Genomic DNA, 16,731 nt, shown 5'->3' on the forward strand with positions numbered 1-16,731 from the left:
TCCCTCTGTCGTCGTCTGCCGGCGGCTGTCCTCCGTCGTCAGTCAGATCATGCCGGACGGTCGGCCCGCGTGCTGGACCCGCCCGTGGCTTCGCCCCCGGTGCCGTCCGGCTCGGGGCCCGCCGCCGGGCCCGGAGCCGGGGCGGCCGTGGCGGCCCGGCGGCGGTGCTCGGCGGCCTTCTCCTCGTGGATCCGCGCCATCCGCAGGTGGTACTCCGGGTCCTCTTCCTCGTAGATGTCCGGGATCCCGTCGTGGTCCTCGTCGCGGTCCTCGGCCTCGGTCAGCAGCCGGTAGGTGCGGTTGCGCAGCTTGAGCATGACGGAGGCGATGATCGCCGCGATCAGCGAGCCGAACAGGACGGCGGCCTTGATCTCGTCGGTGAGGACGGGATCGCCCGCGAAGGCGAGTTCGCCGATCAGCAGGGAGACCGTGAAGCCGATGCCGGCGAGGCAGGACACGGCGAGCACGTCGGGCCAGGCGAGGTCCTCGCTGATCTCGGCCTTGGTGAAGCGGGCGGCCAGCCAGGTGCCGCCGAAGATGCCCACCGTCTTGCCGACGACCAGGCCGATGACCACGCCGAGGGTCTCGGGACGGGTGAAGACCTGCGCGATGGCCTCGTCCGAGAGGGAGACCCCGGCGGAGAGGAGGGCGAAGAGGGGCACGGCCAGGCCGGCCGACAGGGGCCGGACCAGGTGCTCGATGTGCTCACCGGGGGAGTGCTCCTCGCCCTCCCTGCGGGTGCAGCGCAGCATGAGGCCCATGGCGACGCCGGCGATGGTGGCGTGGACGCCGCTGTTGTACATCAGGCCCCAGATGACCAGGGCGAGCGGGACGTAGACGTACCAGCCGCGGACGCCGGCGCGCAGCAGGAACCAGAAGAGGACCAGGCCCGCGACGGCGCCGCCCAGCGCCGCGAAGTCGATCGTGTTGGTGAAGAACACCGCGATGATCAGGATGGCGAATAGGTCGTCGACGACGGCCAGGGTCAGCAGGAAGGCGCGCAGGGCGGAGGGCAGAGAGGTGCCGATGACCGCGAGGACGGCGAGGGCGAAGGCGATGTCGGTGGCGGTCGGGACCGCCCAGCCGGTGGTCGAGCCGCCGCCGAGGGTGTTGACCAGCAGGTACACCAGCGCGGGTACGGCCATCCCGCAGACGGCGGCGATGACGGGGAGGGCGGCGGCCTTGGCGTCGCGGAGGTCGCCCGCGACGAGTTCGCGCTTGAGCTCGATGCCGGCGACGAAGAAGAAGACCGCCAGCAGGCCGTCGGCGGCCCAGTGCTGGAGCGACAGGTCCAGGCCGAGGGCGGCGGGGCCTATGTGGAAGGACCGGACGCTCTCGTAGCTGTCCGAGACGGCGGGGATGTTCGCCCACAGCAGGGCGGCGATCGCGGCCGCCAGCAGCAGGACGCCGCCGACGGTCTCGGTGCGCAGCGCCTCCGCGACGAAGCGGCGCTCGGGGAGGGAGAGCCGTCCGAGGAGCTTGCGGCGGGTTGCGGGCGTGGCCACGGGGGGACCTCCGGTCGGTCGACGGCATGACACATGCAGTTGCCGACCAGACTTCCCGGCGCACCCAGAGACGTAGCGAGACTTTCAGACGTCAATTCTTGACGCTTCTCATATTTTACAGGGGTCCGTGCCGTCGTATCGGGTGATCTTCACCTTAAACGGATGGAGGGCGTCCGGCGCGCTGTGCGCCGGACGCCCTCTGGGGCGGTGGGTCTCCCGCCGTCCCGGATCAGTCCTCGTCGGAGGCGCTGGGCAGCTTCGTCTGGATCAGGTCCATCACGGAGGAGTCGGCGAGCGTGGTGACGTCACCGACCGCGCGGTTCTCTGCCACGTCGCGCAGCAGACGGCGCATGATCTTGCCGGACCGGGTCTTCGGCAGCTCCTGGACCGGCAGGATCCGCTTCGGCTTGGCGATCGGTCCGAGCGTGGCGCCCACGTGGTTGCGCAGCTCCCCGACCAGGCTGTCCGTCTCCGAGGCGCTGCCGCGCAGGATCACGAAGGCCACGATCGCCTGGCCGGTGGTCTCGTCGGCCGCGCCGACGACGGCGGCCTCGGCGACGGCGGGGTGCGAGACGAGCGCCGATTCCACCTCGGTGGTGGAGATGTTGTGGCCCGACACCAGCATCACGTCGTCGACCCGGCCCAGCAGCCAGATGTCGCCGTCGTCGTCCTTCTTGGCGCCGTCGCCCGCGAAGTAGCGGCCCTCGAAACGGGACCAGTAGGTGTCGATGAACCGCTGGTCGTCGCCCCAGATGGTGCGCAGCATCGACGGCCACGGCTCGGTGAGGACCAGGTAGCCGCCTCCGCCGTTCGGGACCTCGTGGCCCTCGTCGTCGACGACGGTGGCACCGATGCCGGGCAGGGCGCGCTGGGCCGAGCCCGGCTTGGTCGCGGTGACGCCCGGGAGCGGGGAGATCATCATCGCGCCTGTCTCGGTCTGCCACCAGGTGTCCACGATCGGGCAGCGGTCGCCGCCGATGTGCTTGCGATACCAGACCCAGGCCTCGGGGTTGATCGGCTCGCCGACCGAGCCGAGCACGCGCAGGCTCGACAGGTCGAACTTCGCGGGGATGTCGTCGCCCCACTTCATGAACGTGCGGATCGCCGTGGGCGCGGTGTAGAGGATGGTGACGCCGTACTTCTGCACGACCTCCCAGAACCGGCCCTGGTGCGGGGTGTCCGGCGTGCCCTCGTACATCACCTGCGTGGCGCCGTTGGCCAGCGGGCCGTACACGATGTAGGAGTGCCCGGTGACCCAGCCGATGTCGGCGGTGCACCAGTAGACGTCGCTCTCCGGCTTCAGGTCGAAGACGGCGTGGTGGGTGTACGAGGCCTGCGTGAGGTACCCGCCCGAGGTGTGCAGGATGCCCTTGGGCTTACCCGTGGTCCCCGAGGTGTAGAGGATGAAGAGCGGGTGCTCGGCGTCGAAGGCCTGCGGGGCGTGCTCGGTGGACTGGCGGCCGACCACGTCGTGCCACCACAGGTCGCGGCCCTCGGTGAAGGCGGTGTCCTGGCCGGTGCGGCGGACGACGAGGACGTGCTCGACCTGCGGGCACTTGGCGACGGCCTCGTCGATGGCGGGCTTGAGCGCGCTGGGCTTGCCGCGGCGGTAGCCGCCGTCGGCGGTGATCACCAGCTTGGCGTCGGCGTCCTGGATGCGGGAGGCGACGGCGTCGGCGGAGAAGCCGCCGAAGACCACCGAGTGGGCGGCGCCGACGCGGGCGCACGCGAGCATCGCGACGACCGCCTCGGGGATCATCGGGAGGTAGACGGCGACCCGGTCGCCCGCCTGGACGCCGAGCTCGGTCAGGGCGTTCGCGGCCTGCGCGACCTCGTCCTTGAGCTGTGCGTAGGTGATCGAGCGGCTGTCGCCGGGCTCGCCCTCGAAGTGGATCGCGACGCGCTCGCCGTTGCCGGCCTCCACGTGCCGGTCCACGCAGTTGTACGCGACGTTCAGTCGGCCGTCGGCGAACCACTTCGCGAAGGGCGGGTTGCTCCAGTCGAGCGTCTCGGTGGGCTCGGTCTCCCAGGAGAGCCGTCGGGCCTGCTCGGCCCAGAAGCCCAGCCGGTCCGTGTCGGCCTGCGCGTACGCGGCTTCCTTCACGTTCGCGGCGGTGGCCAGATCGGCGGGCGGTGCGAACCGCCGCTCCTCTTTCAACAGATTGGCCAGGCTCTCGTTGCTCACGACATCTCCCTTTCCCAGGGTGTCCGTTGTTCCCCGGGCATAGCTGGGTCCCCGGGGACAGCTCATCAGTCAGACGCCCAGGTGACAAGGGGTTGCCGAAAATTGGTTTAGACCTATACCACGACTGGGCCCGTATCCGGCCTCCGCACGCACGGCGTGTCGGCGTCGGCCGGCGGCGCGCGAACGGCCCCCTCCCGCCGCAGGGTGCGGGAAGGGGTCGTCAGCTCGCACGGATACGGGAGGGTATCGGTTCCGGCGGGCCGCTGGTCAGGCGCTCTGGCCGACGCTGTCGAAAACCCGACAGTCGAAGAAGTCCTCGCCCGCGGAGAGGAGATAGGCCTGGGCCTCACCCACGTGGAAGTACATCCCGTGCAGCTCCAGCGTCCCCTCGGCGAGGCGCCGGGCCACCGACTCGTGGGCCCGCAGGTGCTCCAGCTGCTGCACCACGTTGGTCAGGCAGAGCTGCTCCACGGCGTCGGCCGGGAGCCGCCCGGAGATCCGGGCCCAGGCGTGGTGCCGGCTGCCCATCCGCTCCAGGCTGGGCAGGCCGTGCCGCAGCCAGCGGCTCAGCGGGGTCGTCGGGGCGCCCGGGCCGGAGCTCAGCAGGGCCTGCATGGCCCCGCAGCCCGAGTGCCCGCACACCGTGATGCTGGCGACCCTCAGCACGTCCACCGCGTATTCGATGGCCGCCGCGACGGAATCGTCGCCGGACTCCGCACCGGGCAGCGGGACGAGGTTGCCCACGTTGCGCACGGTGAACAGGTCGCCCGGGCCGCTGGCGGTGATCATGCTGGTGACCAGGCGGGAGTCCGCGCAGGTCAGGAAGAGCTGCGAGGGCCGCTGCCCCTCTCGCGCCAGCCGGGCCAGCTCCTCGCGCACGTGCGGGGCGGTGTCCCGCTGGAAGGCGCCGATCCCGCTCGCGAGTTGGCCCGCCCCGTGCCGCCGGGACGCGGCCGCAGGGGCGCCGGAGGCGTCGGGAGCCGTACGCACGGGCGGGCTCTCGGCGTCGGCCCCGACGTCCCCGCCCGCCGGTGTGGGCTGCGCCGCCTGGACCGGCCGGTGGGCGCAGTGGTTCTGCCAGGGCGTCCAGGGGCGGCAGCACTGGTGTGCACCCCGGCTCGCCTCGGCCCGGTGTCCGTCGGCCGCCGCACCCTCCCACGCGCCCCCGTCGGCGTGGCCCTCCCCTGGGCCGGAGTCGCCGGACGTTCCCGGGGAGCCGCCGGAGAGCGCCGCGCTGCCCCGGCCGGTCAGTTCGAGCGCACCGCCGTGCGCCAGGTGCGATTCCTGCCAGTCATGCAGCGTCTCGTAGGCGGCGTGGTCCATGAACGAGCCGTCCAGCTCGACCACCGCGCGCCCGCCGTGCGGAACCTGGTTCAGCACCCGGCTCAGCCGGGGCACCGCCAGGAAGGTCAACTGCCCGCGCACCGCGACCCGGTGGACGCCGTCGACCTCCGCGACCGTGATCCGCGTCCGGGCCAGCCGGCGCAGCGCCAGGGCCACGGCGACCGCGATCCCGACGGCCACGCCCTCCAGCACCCCGCCCAGCACGACGGCCGCGATCGTGGTCGCGTAGACCAGGATCTCGCCGTGCCGCGAGACGGTCCGCAGGTGCGTGATGCTGACCATCTGGACCCCGACGAACATCACCAGCGCGGCCAGGGCCGCGAGGGGGATCAGGTCCAGGACCGGGACGAGCAGACCGGCCGCGAGCACCACCCACAGGCCGTGGAACATGGCCGATTTGCGGCTGACGGCGCCCGACTTGACGTTCGCCACGCTGCGCACGGCCACACCCGTGATCGGCAGTCCGCCCAGCAGCCCGGAGACGATGTTCGCCGCGCCCTGGCCGCGCAGCTCGCGGTCGAGGTCGGCGCGGGGCGGGCGGTCCTCCGTATCGCGTTCCGAGGCGATCAGCTTGTCGGTGGCGACCGAGGACAGCAGGGACTCCACGCTGCCGACCAGCGTGATCGTCAGGACGGCGGCGATCAGCCCGAGCACCGGCCCCTCGGGCAGCCCGGGCAGCGCGTGGCTGCTCCAGGACGGCAGGTCGACCCGGGGCAGGGAGAGCCCGGCGAGCGCCGCGAACGCCGTGGCCGAGGCGACGGCGGCCAGCGCGGCGGGCACCTTGCGCAGGGTGCGGCCCGCCCGTCCGGGCAGCCGGTTCCAGCCGAGCAGGACGCACAGCGTCAGCGCGCTCACCGCCAGGGCGGCCGGATGCGGATCGGCCAACTGGGCGGGCAGTCCGAGCACGTTGGCCACGGCCGAGCTCTGCGGGTTCCCGCCGAGCACGATGTGCAGCTGGGCCAGCGCGATGGTCACGCCGATGCCCGCGAGCATCCCGTGCACGATGGCCGGACTCACCACGAGCGCGGACCGCGCGGTGCGCAGGAAGGCGAGCCCGAGCTGGCAGCAGCCCGCCAGGACGGTGATGGCGCAGGTGGTGCGCCATCCGTAGCGCTGGATCAACTCGGCTGTCACGACCGTGAGTCCGGCGGCGGGGCCGCTCACCTGGAGCGGAGCTCCGCCGAGCAGCCCGGCCACGACCCCGCCCGCGGCCGCGGCCACCAGCCCGGCCTGCAGGGGGGCGCCGGTGGCCAGTGCGATGCCCAGGGAGAGCGGCAGCGCGATCAGGAAGACGGCTGCGGAGGCGGACAGGTCGGCCGGGAGGTCCTTGCGGAAGTTCCCCGCGCCCGACGGCTTCCGGTGAGCGGATGGGGCTGGTGCGGTGGCTGTCATGGGTTCCCGTCTCCTCTGCGGAGGGATGAAGCGGCGGGAGTCTCAACACTCGGTAAATGGATGGTAATGGAGAGTAAAGAAGGGTGGGGGGTAATACGGGCAAGCGGCCTAGAAACTCACCCTTGATGGTGATTAAGCATTTTGTCTGGCTTGTCATACCTTCCGAAAACCGCACCGCGTGGGACGTTGCGTCGCGAACGTCCTGCATCGGTACTGCGAGGGAGAGGTGTGCGGATGATGGCCGCCACGAAGAAGATCGCCGGCGGGCTGGTCGCCACGGCCCTGGTCCTGTGCGCCGCCGGGTGCGGCGGCTCGGGGTCCGCGGGGCGCGCGGCCCCCGGCGGGCCGAACGGGAGGAAGGGCGCCGCCGCCCCGGAGGCGCCCGGCAGCGCCAACCGGCTCATCGGCGACGGATCGACCGCCTACACCGGTCCGCAGCCGAACGTGCAGAAGCCGCAGAAGCTGAAGCCCGGTGAGAAGCCGCCGCAGTTCGTGGTGTTCTCGTGGGACGGGGCCGGCGAGGACAGCCAGAAGCTCTTCTCCCACTTCCGCGAGGTGGGCAAGGAGTACAACGCGCGGATGACCTACTTCCTCAGTGGCGTGTACATGCTGCCCGAGGAGAAGCGTTCCCTCTACACCGCGCCGCAGCACTCGCCGGGCCGCTCCGACATCGGGTTCGGCGACCTCCAGGGCATCAGGGACACCGCCGACCAGGTCCGCGCGGCCTGGCTGGAGGGCAACGAGATCGGTACCCACTTCAACGGCCACTTCTGCGGTCCCGACGGCGGCGTGGGCACGTGGTCCGTAGAGGAGTGGAAGAGCGAGATCAACCAGGCCAAGTCGTTCGTCAAGAACTGGAAGACGAACGCCGGCCTGAAGGACATGGAGCCGCTCCCGTTCGACTACGACAAAGAGCTCATCGGCGCCCGCACCCCCTGCCTCGAAGGGCAGAAGAACTTCATGCTGGCGGCCAAGGACATGGGCTTCCGCTACGACTCCAGCGGGATCAGCAAGCAGGTCTGGCCGAAGAAGACGGACGGGCTCTGGGACCTCCCGCTCCAGCTGGTGCCGATGCCCGGCCGGGCCTTCGACACGCTGAGCATGGACTACAACTACATGGTCAACCAGTCCGGCACGACCACCCAGGGCGACCCCTCGCAGCACCAGTACTGGGGCGACCAGATGCGCGACGGCCTCAAGCAGGCCTTCGACCGGGCCTACCAGGGCAACCGCGCACCGCTGATCATCGGCAACCACTTCGAGTCCTGGAACGGCGGCACCTACATGCGTGCCGTCGAGGAGTCCATCAAGAGCATGTGCACCCAGAAGGAGGTCCGCTGCGTGCCCTTCCGGGAGCTGGCCGACTGGCTGGACGCCCAGGACCCCAAGACGCTGGACTGGCTGCGGAGCCTGGAGGTCGGGCAGGCGCCGAAGGAGGGCTGGACGAAGTTCCTCACCGCGGGGCCTCCGGCCGTCCCGGCCGCCCCGCCGGCGGGCAGGGTCAAGCCGGCTGAGGGGCCGGCCGGCGAGCCGGACGAGGGCTGATCAGGCCCTCGTGGAGGACGAACCCGGGGTCGATTTGCTCCGCCAGGTCGGCCCCGGTCTTGGCGTTGCCCCAGCTCTCCGCGTTGCGCAGGTGGAAGTGGACCATCTGCTCGGTGTACTTGTCCCAGTCACGGCCGGAGTAGGAGTCCTCGGCCGCGTGCCGGAGGGTCTCCAGGGCGAGCCGGTTGGTCGCCTCCAGCAGCTCGAAGGAGGCCGGGCGGCCCCGCTCCATCGCCCGCACCCAGTCGGAGTGGCCGAAGGTGACCAGCAGGTCCTCGCCCACCTCGTCCTGGAGGAACTCGATGTCCTCCGGACCCTGCACCTTGTTGCCGACGACCCGCAGCGAGACGCCGAAGTCCCGGGCGTATTCCTTGTACTGGCGGTAGACCGAGACCCCCTTGCGGGTCGGCTCGGCCACCAGGAAGGTCATGTCGAAGCGGGTGAACATGCCCGAGGCGAAGGAGTCCGAGCCGGCCGTCATGTCGACGACGACGTACTCGTCCGGCCCGTCGACCAGATGGTTCAGGCACAGCTCCACCGCCCCGACCTTCGAGTGGTAGCAGGCCACCCCCAGGTCGGACTCGGTGAAGGGGCCGGTCGCCATCAGCCGTACGGAGTCCCCGTCGAGCAGCAGCGTGCGCGCGCAGGCCTCGTAGACCGGGTTGTCCTCGTCCACCCGCAGCAGGCGCGAACCCGCCCCGGGCGGCGTCGTCTTGATCATTTTATCGGCCGAGGCGATGCGCGGGTTCGAGCCGCGCAGGTACTCCTTGATCAGGGGCAGGTGCGCACCCAGCGCCGGAAGCGCCGCGGCTTCCTCCTCGGCGAGCCCGAGGGCGGCTCCGAGGTGCTGGTTGATGTCGGCGTCCACCGCGACGACGGGGGCTCCACTGGCTGCGAGGTGGCGGATGAAGAGGGAGGACAGCGTCGTCTTCCCGCTGCCTCCCTTTCCCACGAAAGCGATCTTCATGTTCACCAAGAGTAGTTGATCGACAGCGGGGTGTTGTCAAGGTGAGTGAAGAAGACCACTCCAAGGAGGGGTCGGTGCTATGGGTCCGCAGTGCGTAGGCTCCCTACTTATGAGTAGCGCTTCTGACCCGCTGGCGGCCCTGGGTGTTCTCCCGGGCGTCGCAGAGTCCGTGGAATCCGTACGCAAGGCCGTGGACCGGGTCTACGGGCACCGGGTCATGCGCCGGCGCAGCGGTGAGATCACCTCGGAGGCCGCGCTGCGCGCCGCCCGGGGGAGCGCGGCGCTGTCGGGAGCCGACTGGGCGCTGGAGGAGGTGCGCCGCCGGACCGACTTCGGCGCGGACCCGGAGGCGCTGGCGGTCGGCGCGGCCCTGCGCCTGACGGCGGAGGCCGGCCAACTGCTGAGCATCTGGCGCCAGTCGCCGATGCGGGTCCTGGCCCGGCTTCACCTGGTCGCGTCCGGTTCGGCCGAAGCGGGGGACGTGGTGGGCCGTCCGCGCCTGGCCGGTGAGCCGGTGGACGAGCCGCTGGTCGATCTTCCGCTTCCGGACGCCGACGAGGTCGCGGGCCGGCTCGACGGGCTGTCGAGGGTGGTCGTCGCGGGCGGGTCGGCTCCGGCCCTGGTCACCGCCGCGGTAGTGCATGGTGAGCTGCTGGCCCTGCGCCCCTTCGCCTCGTACAACGGCCTGGTCGCGCGGGCAGCGGAGCGGATCGTGCTGATCAACAGCGGTCTGGACCCGAAGGCGATCTGCCCGGCGGAGGTCGGGCACGCCGAACAGGGGCCGGAGGCCTACCTGGAGGCCTTCAGGGGCTATGTCTCCGGCACCGCGGACGGGATGGCGGCCTGGATCGCGCACTGCGGCCGCGCGGTCGAGCTCGGTGCGCGTGAGTCGACGGCGGTCTGCGAGGCGCTCCAGCGCGGCGCGGCGTAGGTCCGGGTCGCCTCGGGCCCGGGGCGGGCGGGGCGTGGTGTGTGCCGGCCGCCCGGGCAACGGGTTGCGGCGACACCGTACTGCTCTGGTGTCGCCGCTGGCATTCGCGCCCAGTTACCAAGCGTCCTCGATGATGCCCATCAGGCCGGGTACTTTGCCCGTGGCCTGGTGCGGCTGGCCCGTAATCGACGGGTCGACGTCGCGTGGGTGCTCGGCGCTCCTGCTTCGGTCCGTGGGCCTTACTGCGTTTTAAAGATGATCCTCTCGGATGTTCTTTGGTCTCGCGGGCCGTGAATCCTTTGTACCTCGCTTCGAGGTGGAGTGAAACCCCTGGCCCGAGTTCTTTACTTTCCGGGGCGATTCTGGGTGATTCGGACAGCCCATATCGCTCCATGCCGGGACGATTCTTCGGCCCGGAACGCGGATGGGCTCAGGCCGACGCGAGGGCCGCGGCGGCCCGTCGGCGGCTCGCGTACCAGACCAGTCCGGCGGTGGCCGCCGCGGCGCCGACCGCTGCGGCGGCGACGAGCGCGGGCCGCGCGGGGACGGAGAACCCGGGCAGCCGCTGCTTCAGTCGCACCGGCTTGCTGAACACCAGCACCGGCCACTCGCGCGCGACCGCCTCACGCCTCAGGGCCCGGTCGGGATTGACCGCGTGCGGATGCCCGACGGCCTCCAGCATCGGCACATCGGTGATCGAGTCGCTGTACGCATAGCACCGAGCGAGGTCATAGCCCTCGGACTCGGCCAGCTCCCGTACGGCTTCCGCCTTCGTGGGCCCGTAGGCGTAGTACTCGATCTCCCCGGTGAAGCAGCCGTCCTCACCGACCACCATGCGGGTGGCCACGACCCGGTCCGCGCCGAGCATCTCGCCGATGGGCTCGACGACCTCGGCGCCGGAGCTCGAGACGATCACCACGTCGCGGCCCGCGGTGTGGTGGGCCTCGATGAGGGACGCGGCCTCGTCGTAGATGATCGGGTCGATCAGGTCGTGCAGTGCTTCGGCGACGATCTCCCGCACCTGCCGGACGTTCCACCCTTTGCAGAGGGCCGACAGGTACTCGCGCATCCGTTCCATCTGGTCGTGGTCGGCGCCGCCGGCCAGGAAGATGAACTGGGTGTACGCGGTCCGCAGCACGGCCCGACGGTTGATCAGGCCACCCTGATAGAAGGACTTGCTGAACGTCAGGGCGCTGGACTTCGCAATGACCGTCTTGTCCAGGTCGAAGAAGGCGGCGGTCCGAGGCGAGGAGTGCGGCAAGGGCTGATTTTCCACGACCCGAGCATATGCGCCCACCATTCGGCGTAAGGTGTGGCGCGTGGGTTTGCCTGAGAAGGCTCTCGGGTACACCATGGAAGTCACGGATCGTTCGCGACCGTGCTAACCCGGTCTGACTCCTCCCCCCCCGAGTCGGACTGTGGGGACGACCCCCGCTCTCCCCCCCGGCGGGGGTCGTCGCATGTCCGGATGCGGTTTGCGCTCCCCGTCCCCTGTCTTTGACGGACATCTTCCCGGCCCTTCCGCTTCGTCGGACCCGCCCGGCGCGGGCCCTCACACCCTCCGACGCGTCACGCTGCGTAGTTGTTCCGGCGCACTCCGGAACTCACCCGCCGGGGTGGAGAAGATATTCACAAGTGCCTTCTTGTCCACAGTTTTCCAGCAAGATCCACTTCTTTTTCCCGATCCCTGCACCGTGATTCCAGCCGCGAAGTCCGCGGCGTGTGGATTTGCAGCGAGAAGGGGGCGGAGATCGTGGCTGGATCGAAGTCGTGTGAAGCGCGGGGGCCCGTCGTGGCGGGTGGGAGCGGGCTGGCCGCCCGGACCGCGGGAGCCGGGCCGGCGGGCGGGCGACCGCTGATCATCACCGAGGACCCGCTGCTGCTCGACGATCTGCTGCGGCTGTGCGCCGCCGCGGGCGCCGAGCCGCATGTGCACCACGCGGTCCCGGAGCGGAGTGCCGCCGGGGACGGCCGGGCCGAAGGGGACGGTGCGGCCACCGCCGGGTCCCGTGCGGGCGCAGGCTGGGAGACCGCCCCGCTGGTCCTGGTCGGGGACGACGCCGCGCGCCGGGTCCGCGGGGCGCCGCGCCGGCACGGGGTCCTCCTCGTCGGCCGGGACCTCGACGACCCGTTCGTGTGGCAGCGGGCGGTGGAGATCGGCGCCGAGGGGGTGCTGAGGCTGCCCGACGCCGAGAACCGGCTCGTCGACCGCCTCGCCGACGTCGTCGAAGGGGCCGGCCGGCCCGCCCTCACCGTCGGGGTCGTCGGCGGCAGCGGCGGAGCCGGTGCGTCCACCCTCGCCTGCGCCCTCGCGCTGCGGGCCGCCCGGGCCGGGGAGCGCACCATCCTCGTCGACGGGGACCCCCTCGGCGGGGGCATGGATGTCCTGCTCGGCGGGGAGGGCGCCGAGGGGCTGCGCTGGCCGGACTTCGCCGCCTCCCGCGGCCGGGTCGGCGCCGGAGCGCTGGAGGAATCCCTCCCCGAGCTGCATGCGCTGCGGGTGCTCAGCTGGGACCGCGGCGACCGGGTGGTGGTACCGCCCGCCGCGATGCGGTCGGTCGTCGCCGCCGCGCGCAGGCGGGGCGGGGTGGTCGTGGTCGACCTGCCCCGCCGGGTGGACGAGGCCGTGGCGGAGGTACTCGCCCAGCTGGATCTCGTCCTGCTGGTGGTCCCCGGCGAACTGCGGTCGGTGGCCGCGGCCGGTCGGGTCGCCGCCGGGGTGCGGATGGTGGCCCGGGACGTCCGCGTGGTCGTGCGGGGCCGCTGCCGGCAGGGGCTCGACGCCGAAGCGGTCGCGGGGCTGCTGGGGGCGCCGCTGGCCGGCGAGGTGCCGGTGGAGGTGGGGCTCCCGGGGCGGGTGGCCGAAGGGGAACCCCCGGGCGCCCGGGGCGCGTTGGCCCGGTTCTGCGACGGGTTCTGGCAGCGGGCGCTCGGCTCCGCGCAGGGGGTGCCGGCATGAGCGCGGTGCTGCTGGACGCCGTCCGCCGACGGCTCGCCGAGAGCGGTGCCGAGCCCACGCCCGCCCGGGTCGCGGCGGCCTTGAGGGCGCAGGGCCGGCTGCTCGGGGACGCGGAAGTGCTGGGCACGGCGGCCGAGTTGCGGTCCGAACTCGTCGGCGCGGGCCCGTTGGAGCGGCTGCTCGACGATCCCGGGGTGACCGACGTGCTGGTCGCCGCCCCGGACCGGGTGTGGGTGGACCGGGGCGGCGGACTGGAGCTGACAGCGGTGACCTTCCCCGACGCCGAGGCCGTACGGAGGCTGGCCCAGCGGCTCGCCGCCGTCGCGGGGCGGCGGCTGGACGACGCCCGGCCCTGGGTGGACGCCCGGATGCCGGACGGCACCCGGTTGCACGCCGTCCTCCCGCCGGTGGCCGTCGGGTCGGCGTGCCTGTCGCTGCGGGTGGTGCGGCCGAAGGCGTTCACGCTGGACGAGCTGGTCGCCGCCGGAACCCTGCCGCCGGGCGGGCAGCGGCTGCTGCGGGCCATGGTCGAGGCCCGGCTGTCCTTCCTCGTCTCGGGCGGGACGGGCACGGGCAAGACCACTCTCCTCAGCGCCCTGCTCGGACTGGTCGGGCCGGCCGAACGGATCGTGCTGGCCGAGGACTCCGCCGAACTGCGGCCGGACCACCCCCATGTGGTGCGGCTGGAGACGCGGCCCGCCAACCAGGAGGGCGCGGGGCTGGTCACACTGGCCGACCTGGTGCGGCAGGCCCTGCGGATGCGCCCCGACCGGCTGGTGGTCGGCGAGGTCCGCGGTGGCGAGGTGGCCGATCTGCTGGCCGCCCTGAACACCGGGCACGAAGGTGAGTGCCTGAGTAAACCGTACACACATTGGGCGATCATCGGGGCGCTTGATAGGAGAAAGCCCCGCCCACGTGCCACGGGGGAGGCACACGGACGGGGCCGCTGGGGAGTCGTCCCGCTCAGTGCTGGCGCGGCCTGACCGGCTGACGAGTGGCAGCGTTGCGCGTCCACCACAGGCCCCGGCAGGCGGGCAGCGAGAGCCCGAAGAACGCCCCGCACCGCGCGCACCACGGCAACCCGTTCTCGGGGTCGCTGGGGCACTCGTCGGCACAGCGCGGGCACCGGCTCACGGGACCTTCTCTCAGACGCTCAGGTCGTACTCTCCGCCCTTGATGGCGGCGCTCAGGTCCGCCCACTCAGCGGCCGTGTACGTAACGACGATGTCCGGCCGGTTGCTGTCACGCAAGGCGACGACGCCGGGAACGTTGGTCGCGACCTCGGGGCAGTTGTTCACACGGGCGTCACGGCACGCGGCCGTCTTGACGAACTCGAACTCGGGGCGTCCGGTCATGGTGCGTACTTCCCTTCGTCGGTGTTGTGGAGCCCGCCCCGACCGCGCTGAATCGGCGACAGCGCGAAAGGGGCGGGAACGTGCCCCGTGCCCCGTACGCTGCCGACAGCGAACGGAGCCGGGAACTCAGCGGGTACCGGTCATCACAGCCACGCCCCCGGCTCGAACCGGTAAGGGCGGGTGATGATCTCCCGGTACGTGAGGTGACCGGGGTTGCCCTTGAGATGATCAGCGGCCCATTCGGTGCCGTCCTCGGCGCTCCCGCTGCTCCCGTTGCGCTGGCCGCACCCCTTGCACTCCATGGCGTACTGCCACGGGTCGGAGTCGGGACCGGTGTCCGGGGTCAGCACGTGTTCACGGAAGCGGTAGGTAGCGCGGGTCACTGGTCATCCTTCATCGGTACGCAGTTGGGACAGTCCGTGTGCCAGCGGGACGGCGGGTGCAGCGGGCCGGGGAGGTAGACCACACCCGAGGACACGTCCAGCGCTCCGCCGTACTGAGTCCACCAACCGGCCGGAGAGCCCGCGTACGGGCCTGTGGCGTCTCCTATGAGGCTGACTAGCTCAGGCCCCGGGAGTGCGCGCGTACGGCGCTGCTGTGGCTTCACAGGGGCGCTCATGCGTGCGCGTCCCCGAGGTGCAGCCGCAACCGCACGTTGCAGTCACTAACAGCGCTACCGTCGCCGTTCGCCTTGGCTCGGTCTCGGTCGCTCGCCACCTTGTCGCAGTGCGCGCACCCCGGCACCGGCGCGGGGTCGGGCTCAAGCCTCAGCGGGAGTTCTACGGGTCGCTCTTGCGTCGTCTGCGTCTTCATGATCGCCGCCGTCCCCTCACGTGGTCCGAGAGGAATCACGCTAGAGAGGCTGGAACCCCAACTGCCATGAGTGTGCATGAGGTTGCACGCGAGTTACCCGAGGGCATCCAGCGCCGATGTGATCAACGTACGAGCGGGAGCCCCGTAGACGGCCAGAGTTGCCAGTTCGGCGAACGTCTCGGCGTACATGCCTACCTCGCTCGGCTGCGTGAGCGTGAGGTAGCCAGAGATCAACTCGACGTTGACTTGGGCCGTGTCATAGATCCAGAACCCCTCAGCCGGCCAACGCTCCCGATCCGGCCGCATGGGCACAACTCCCAAGCTGACATTGGGAAGTGAGGCAATCGAGATTAGGTGGCCAAGCTGCCCGGACATGACCTCAGCGCCACCGATACCGGCCCGCAACACCGACTCCTCAACGAGGAACGCGAACCGCCGATCACCCTCGTACAGCACCCGCTGACGTTCCATTCGGGCGGCCACAGCGTCGGCCACGTCGTCCACCAGGCCGCGCCGTTTCTGGATCGCTTGGAGAGCCGCTGTGGTGTACGGCTGCGTCTGGATCACGCCGGGTACGAGCCATGACGAGTAGGACCGGAAACGGCGGGTCCGCTGGTACAGCGGCAAGCGGGCTTCCTGCGCCTGCCTGAGTCCGGCCCGCTCCATGCGCCGCCAGCCAACCCACATGCCCTCGGCCGTCCGCAGCGAGGCAATCAGATCCTCGGTCTGATCCTCGGCCCCGCACGCCGTGCACCATGCCCGGATGTCGTCAGCGGACGGGGGTGTCTTGGCGTTCATAATCCGGGACGACTTGGACCGGCTCCACCCACAGCGCTCGGCTAGGTCGAGTCCGGACAGGCCAGCATCCCGGCAGAGTTCCGCGAGACGATCCGCGAGAGCCTGCCGGGCCTGCTGGGCACTGGAAGATGCAGAGACAGCCATGTGTGCGTGATCAGGCGGGCCGGTACTCCGCGTGAGGAATCGCGCGCTCCCACGCTGCCTCGTACGCCGTGACGTATTGCGCGGCCAATGCCGGATCGTGCACGACCTCCATGCGCGGGCCGGTCCACTGACCCTCTCCGCTGAAGTGGTGGAGGATCACGGTTTCCTCATCCATGACCCACCCGTCCAGCGCGGGGAGCAACAGATCACGCGCCCGCGAGCGAGGCAGCCAACGCACGTCCTCACCCGCTGCGACGTTCGTAAAAGTGCCGTCGTACTCGTACCGGACGTAGTCGCTCAGCGGCTCGGAGACGACGCGCAGCCGCCGCATGTGGACCCCTCGGCCGGTCGTCTCGGCCACCACGTCCAGCCACGACCGCCACCACGACTCACGGTCGGCCGGGTCGTACCGGTGCCCCTCCTGCCAGCGGATGAACTCCGGATCATCCCGCATGTAGCTGTCTCGCATCTCAAGGTGCATCGCTGAGCGCTGCGCCTTTGCGAGGCACTCACGTACCGCTGTTGCCACCGTTGTCCTCACTGTCCGGGCGGGGGATGAACTGGAGCATGTTCGCGGGAAGCCGGATCACAGTCTCGTGCTCCGGAACGTCCGTGGAGTGGCCCGGCACCGAGCCGACTTCCTCTGCCTGCCGGATCGTCTTCTCGTCCGCCTTCCACGACTGGATGATCAGGTCTCCTGTCTCCTCCTCCAGCCAGATCGTGGGCGAGCCGTCATCCGGGGTGTTGGGCCAAATCCCCAGGAACTTTAGGGCCATTGGGCACTCCTCTACCG

Annotated in this window: 14 protein-coding genes; 4 read left to right on the plus strand and 10 right to left on the minus strand. The window is 71.0% G+C overall.

Features of this window, described 5'->3' with window-relative positions; genetic code table 11:
- Positions 1-47 precede the first annotated feature (47 nt).
- The 3 genes from nhaA to ACFY15_RS07455 form a co-directional block, all read right to left on the minus strand.
- Entirely contained in the window at positions 48-1,505 is a 1,458-nt protein-coding gene (gene nhaA, locus ACFY15_RS07445) for a Na+/H+ antiporter NhaA (protein ID WP_390825124.1), read from the minus strand.
- 229 nt (positions 1,506-1,734) lie between these two features.
- Positions 1,735-3,690: an acetate--CoA ligase gene (gene acs, locus ACFY15_RS07450; RefSeq protein WP_390688130.1), complete on the minus strand. Its 1,956-nt coding sequence runs from the start codon at positions 3,688-3,690 to the stop codon at positions 1,735-1,737.
- Positions 3,691-3,957: 267 nt separating this feature from the next.
- Positions 3,958-6,426, minus strand: coding sequence for a SulP family inorganic anion transporter (locus ACFY15_RS07455; protein ID WP_390825125.1), 2,469 nt, complete (start codon positions 6,424-6,426; stop codon positions 3,958-3,960).
- Between the two features lie 234 nt (positions 6,427-6,660).
- Between ACFY15_RS07455 and ACFY15_RS07460 the strand changes: the two genes are divergently transcribed.
- On the plus strand, positions 6,661-7,971 hold the full coding sequence (locus tag ACFY15_RS07460; RefSeq protein ID WP_390825126.1) for a hypothetical protein: 1,311 nt from the start codon (positions 6,661-6,663) through the stop codon (positions 7,969-7,971).
- On the opposite strand, the gene ACFY15_RS07465 is transcribed toward ACFY15_RS07460, so the two are convergent.
- Positions 7,928-8,938 carry an ATP-binding protein gene (locus ACFY15_RS07465; RefSeq protein WP_390825127.1) on the minus strand — a complete coding sequence of 337 codons (1,011 nt, stop codon included), beginning with the start codon at positions 8,936-8,938 and terminating at the stop codon, positions 7,928-7,930. The genes ACFY15_RS07460 and ACFY15_RS07465 overlap by 44 nt on opposite strands.
- A gap of 109 nt (positions 8,939-9,047) precedes the next feature.
- Between ACFY15_RS07465 and ACFY15_RS07470 the strand changes: the two genes are divergently transcribed.
- Complete coding sequence (locus ACFY15_RS07470) at positions 9,048-9,869, plus strand: oxidoreductase (RefSeq protein WP_390688126.1); 822 nt, start codon at positions 9,048-9,050, stop codon at positions 9,867-9,869.
- Positions 9,870-10,299: 430 nt separating this feature from the next.
- Here ACFY15_RS07470 and ACFY15_RS07475 read toward each other — a convergent pair whose 3' ends face one another.
- Positions 10,300-11,169 carry an HAD family hydrolase gene (locus ACFY15_RS07475; RefSeq protein WP_390688125.1) on the minus strand — a complete coding sequence of 290 codons (870 nt, stop codon included), beginning with the start codon at positions 11,167-11,169 and terminating at the stop codon, positions 10,300-10,302.
- A gap of 492 nt (positions 11,170-11,661) precedes the next feature.
- Between ACFY15_RS07475 and ssd the strand changes: the two genes are divergently transcribed.
- Together ssd and ACFY15_RS07485 are read left to right on the plus strand one after the other, a co-directional pair.
- Positions 11,662-12,828, plus strand: coding sequence for a septum site-determining protein Ssd (gene ssd / locus ACFY15_RS07480; protein WP_390825128.1), 1,167 nt, complete (start codon positions 11,662-11,664; stop codon positions 12,826-12,828).
- Positions 12,825-13,811 (plus strand): TadA family conjugal transfer-associated ATPase, encoded by a 987-nt coding sequence (locus ACFY15_RS07485; protein ID WP_390825129.1) that lies wholly within the window; start codon positions 12,825-12,827, stop codon positions 13,809-13,811. The genes ssd and ACFY15_RS07485 overlap by 4 nt, the downstream gene beginning before the upstream one ends.
- Before the next feature lie 162 nt (positions 13,812-13,973).
- On the opposite strand, the gene ACFY15_RS07490 is transcribed toward ACFY15_RS07485, so the two are convergent.
- The 5 genes from ACFY15_RS07490 to ACFY15_RS07510 all read right to left on the minus strand — a co-directional run bounded on the left by ACFY15_RS07490 (position 13,974) and on the right by ACFY15_RS07510 (position 16,714).
- Positions 13,974-14,183: a DUF397 domain-containing protein gene (locus ACFY15_RS07490; RefSeq protein WP_390825130.1), complete on the minus strand. Its 210-nt coding sequence runs from the start codon at positions 14,181-14,183 to the stop codon at positions 13,974-13,976.
- A gap of 143 nt (positions 14,184-14,326) precedes the next feature.
- Positions 14,327-14,566: a hypothetical protein gene (locus ACFY15_RS07495; protein ID WP_390825131.1), complete on the minus strand. Its 240-nt coding sequence runs from the start codon at positions 14,564-14,566 to the stop codon at positions 14,327-14,329.
- Positions 14,567-15,089: 523 nt separating this feature from the next.
- The gene (locus ACFY15_RS07500) at positions 15,090-15,938 is read right to left on the minus strand and encodes a helix-turn-helix domain-containing protein (protein WP_390825132.1); all 849 of its coding nucleotides are present in this window, start codon (positions 15,936-15,938) and stop codon (positions 15,090-15,092) included.
- A gap of 10 nt (positions 15,939-15,948) precedes the next feature.
- Positions 15,949-16,467 carry a DUF6879 family protein gene (locus ACFY15_RS07505; protein ID WP_390825133.1) on the minus strand — a complete coding sequence of 173 codons (519 nt, stop codon included), beginning with the start codon at positions 16,465-16,467 and terminating at the stop codon, positions 15,949-15,951.
- Positions 16,448-16,714 (minus strand): hypothetical protein, encoded by a 267-nt coding sequence (locus ACFY15_RS07510; RefSeq protein ID WP_390825134.1) that lies wholly within the window; start codon positions 16,712-16,714, stop codon positions 16,448-16,450. The genes ACFY15_RS07505 and ACFY15_RS07510 overlap by 20 nt, the downstream gene beginning before the upstream one ends.
- Positions 16,715-16,731: the final 17 nt, after the last annotated feature.

The organism is Streptomyces sp. NPDC001373, from assembly GCF_042895815.1.
Taxonomy (GTDB): Bacteria; Actinomycetota; Actinomycetes; order Streptomycetales; family Streptomycetaceae; genus Streptomyces.

What these genes read in the sequence shown, in the direction of transcription:
- ACFY15_RS07455 (WP_390825125.1), bottom strand. Translation starts at nt 6,426, where the DNA reads ATGACAGCCACCGCACCAGCCCCATCCGCTCACCGGAAGCCGTCGGGC.
- ACFY15_RS07460 (WP_390825126.1), top strand. Translation starts at nt 6,661, where the DNA reads ATGATGGCCGCCACGAAGAAGATCGCCGGCGGGCTGGTCGCCACGGCC.
- ACFY15_RS07465 (WP_390825127.1), bottom strand. Translation starts at nt 8,938, where the DNA reads ATGAAGATCGCTTTCGTGGGAAAGGGAGGCAGCGGGAAGACGACGCTG.
- ACFY15_RS07470 (WP_390688126.1), top strand. Translation starts at nt 9,048, where the DNA reads ATGAGTAGCGCTTCTGACCCGCTGGCGGCCCTGGGTGTTCTCCCGGGC.
- ACFY15_RS07475 (WP_390688125.1), bottom strand. Translation starts at nt 11,169, where the DNA reads ATGGTGGGCGCATATGCTCGGGTCGTGGAAAATCAGCCCTTGCCGCAC.
- ACFY15_RS07485 (WP_390825129.1), top strand. Translation starts at nt 12,825, where the DNA reads ATGAGCGCGGTGCTGCTGGACGCCGTCCGCCGACGGCTCGCCGAGAGC.
- ACFY15_RS07490 (WP_390825130.1), bottom strand. Translation starts at nt 14,183, where the DNA reads ATGACCGGACGCCCCGAGTTCGAGTTCGTCAAGACGGCCGCGTGCCGT.
- ACFY15_RS07500 (WP_390825132.1), bottom strand. Translation starts at nt 15,938, where the DNA reads ATGGCTGTCTCTGCATCTTCCAGTGCCCAGCAGGCCCGGCAGGCTCTC.
- ACFY15_RS07510 (WP_390825134.1), bottom strand. Translation starts at nt 16,714, where the DNA reads ATGGCCCTAAAGTTCCTGGGGATTTGGCCCAACACCCCGGATGACGGC.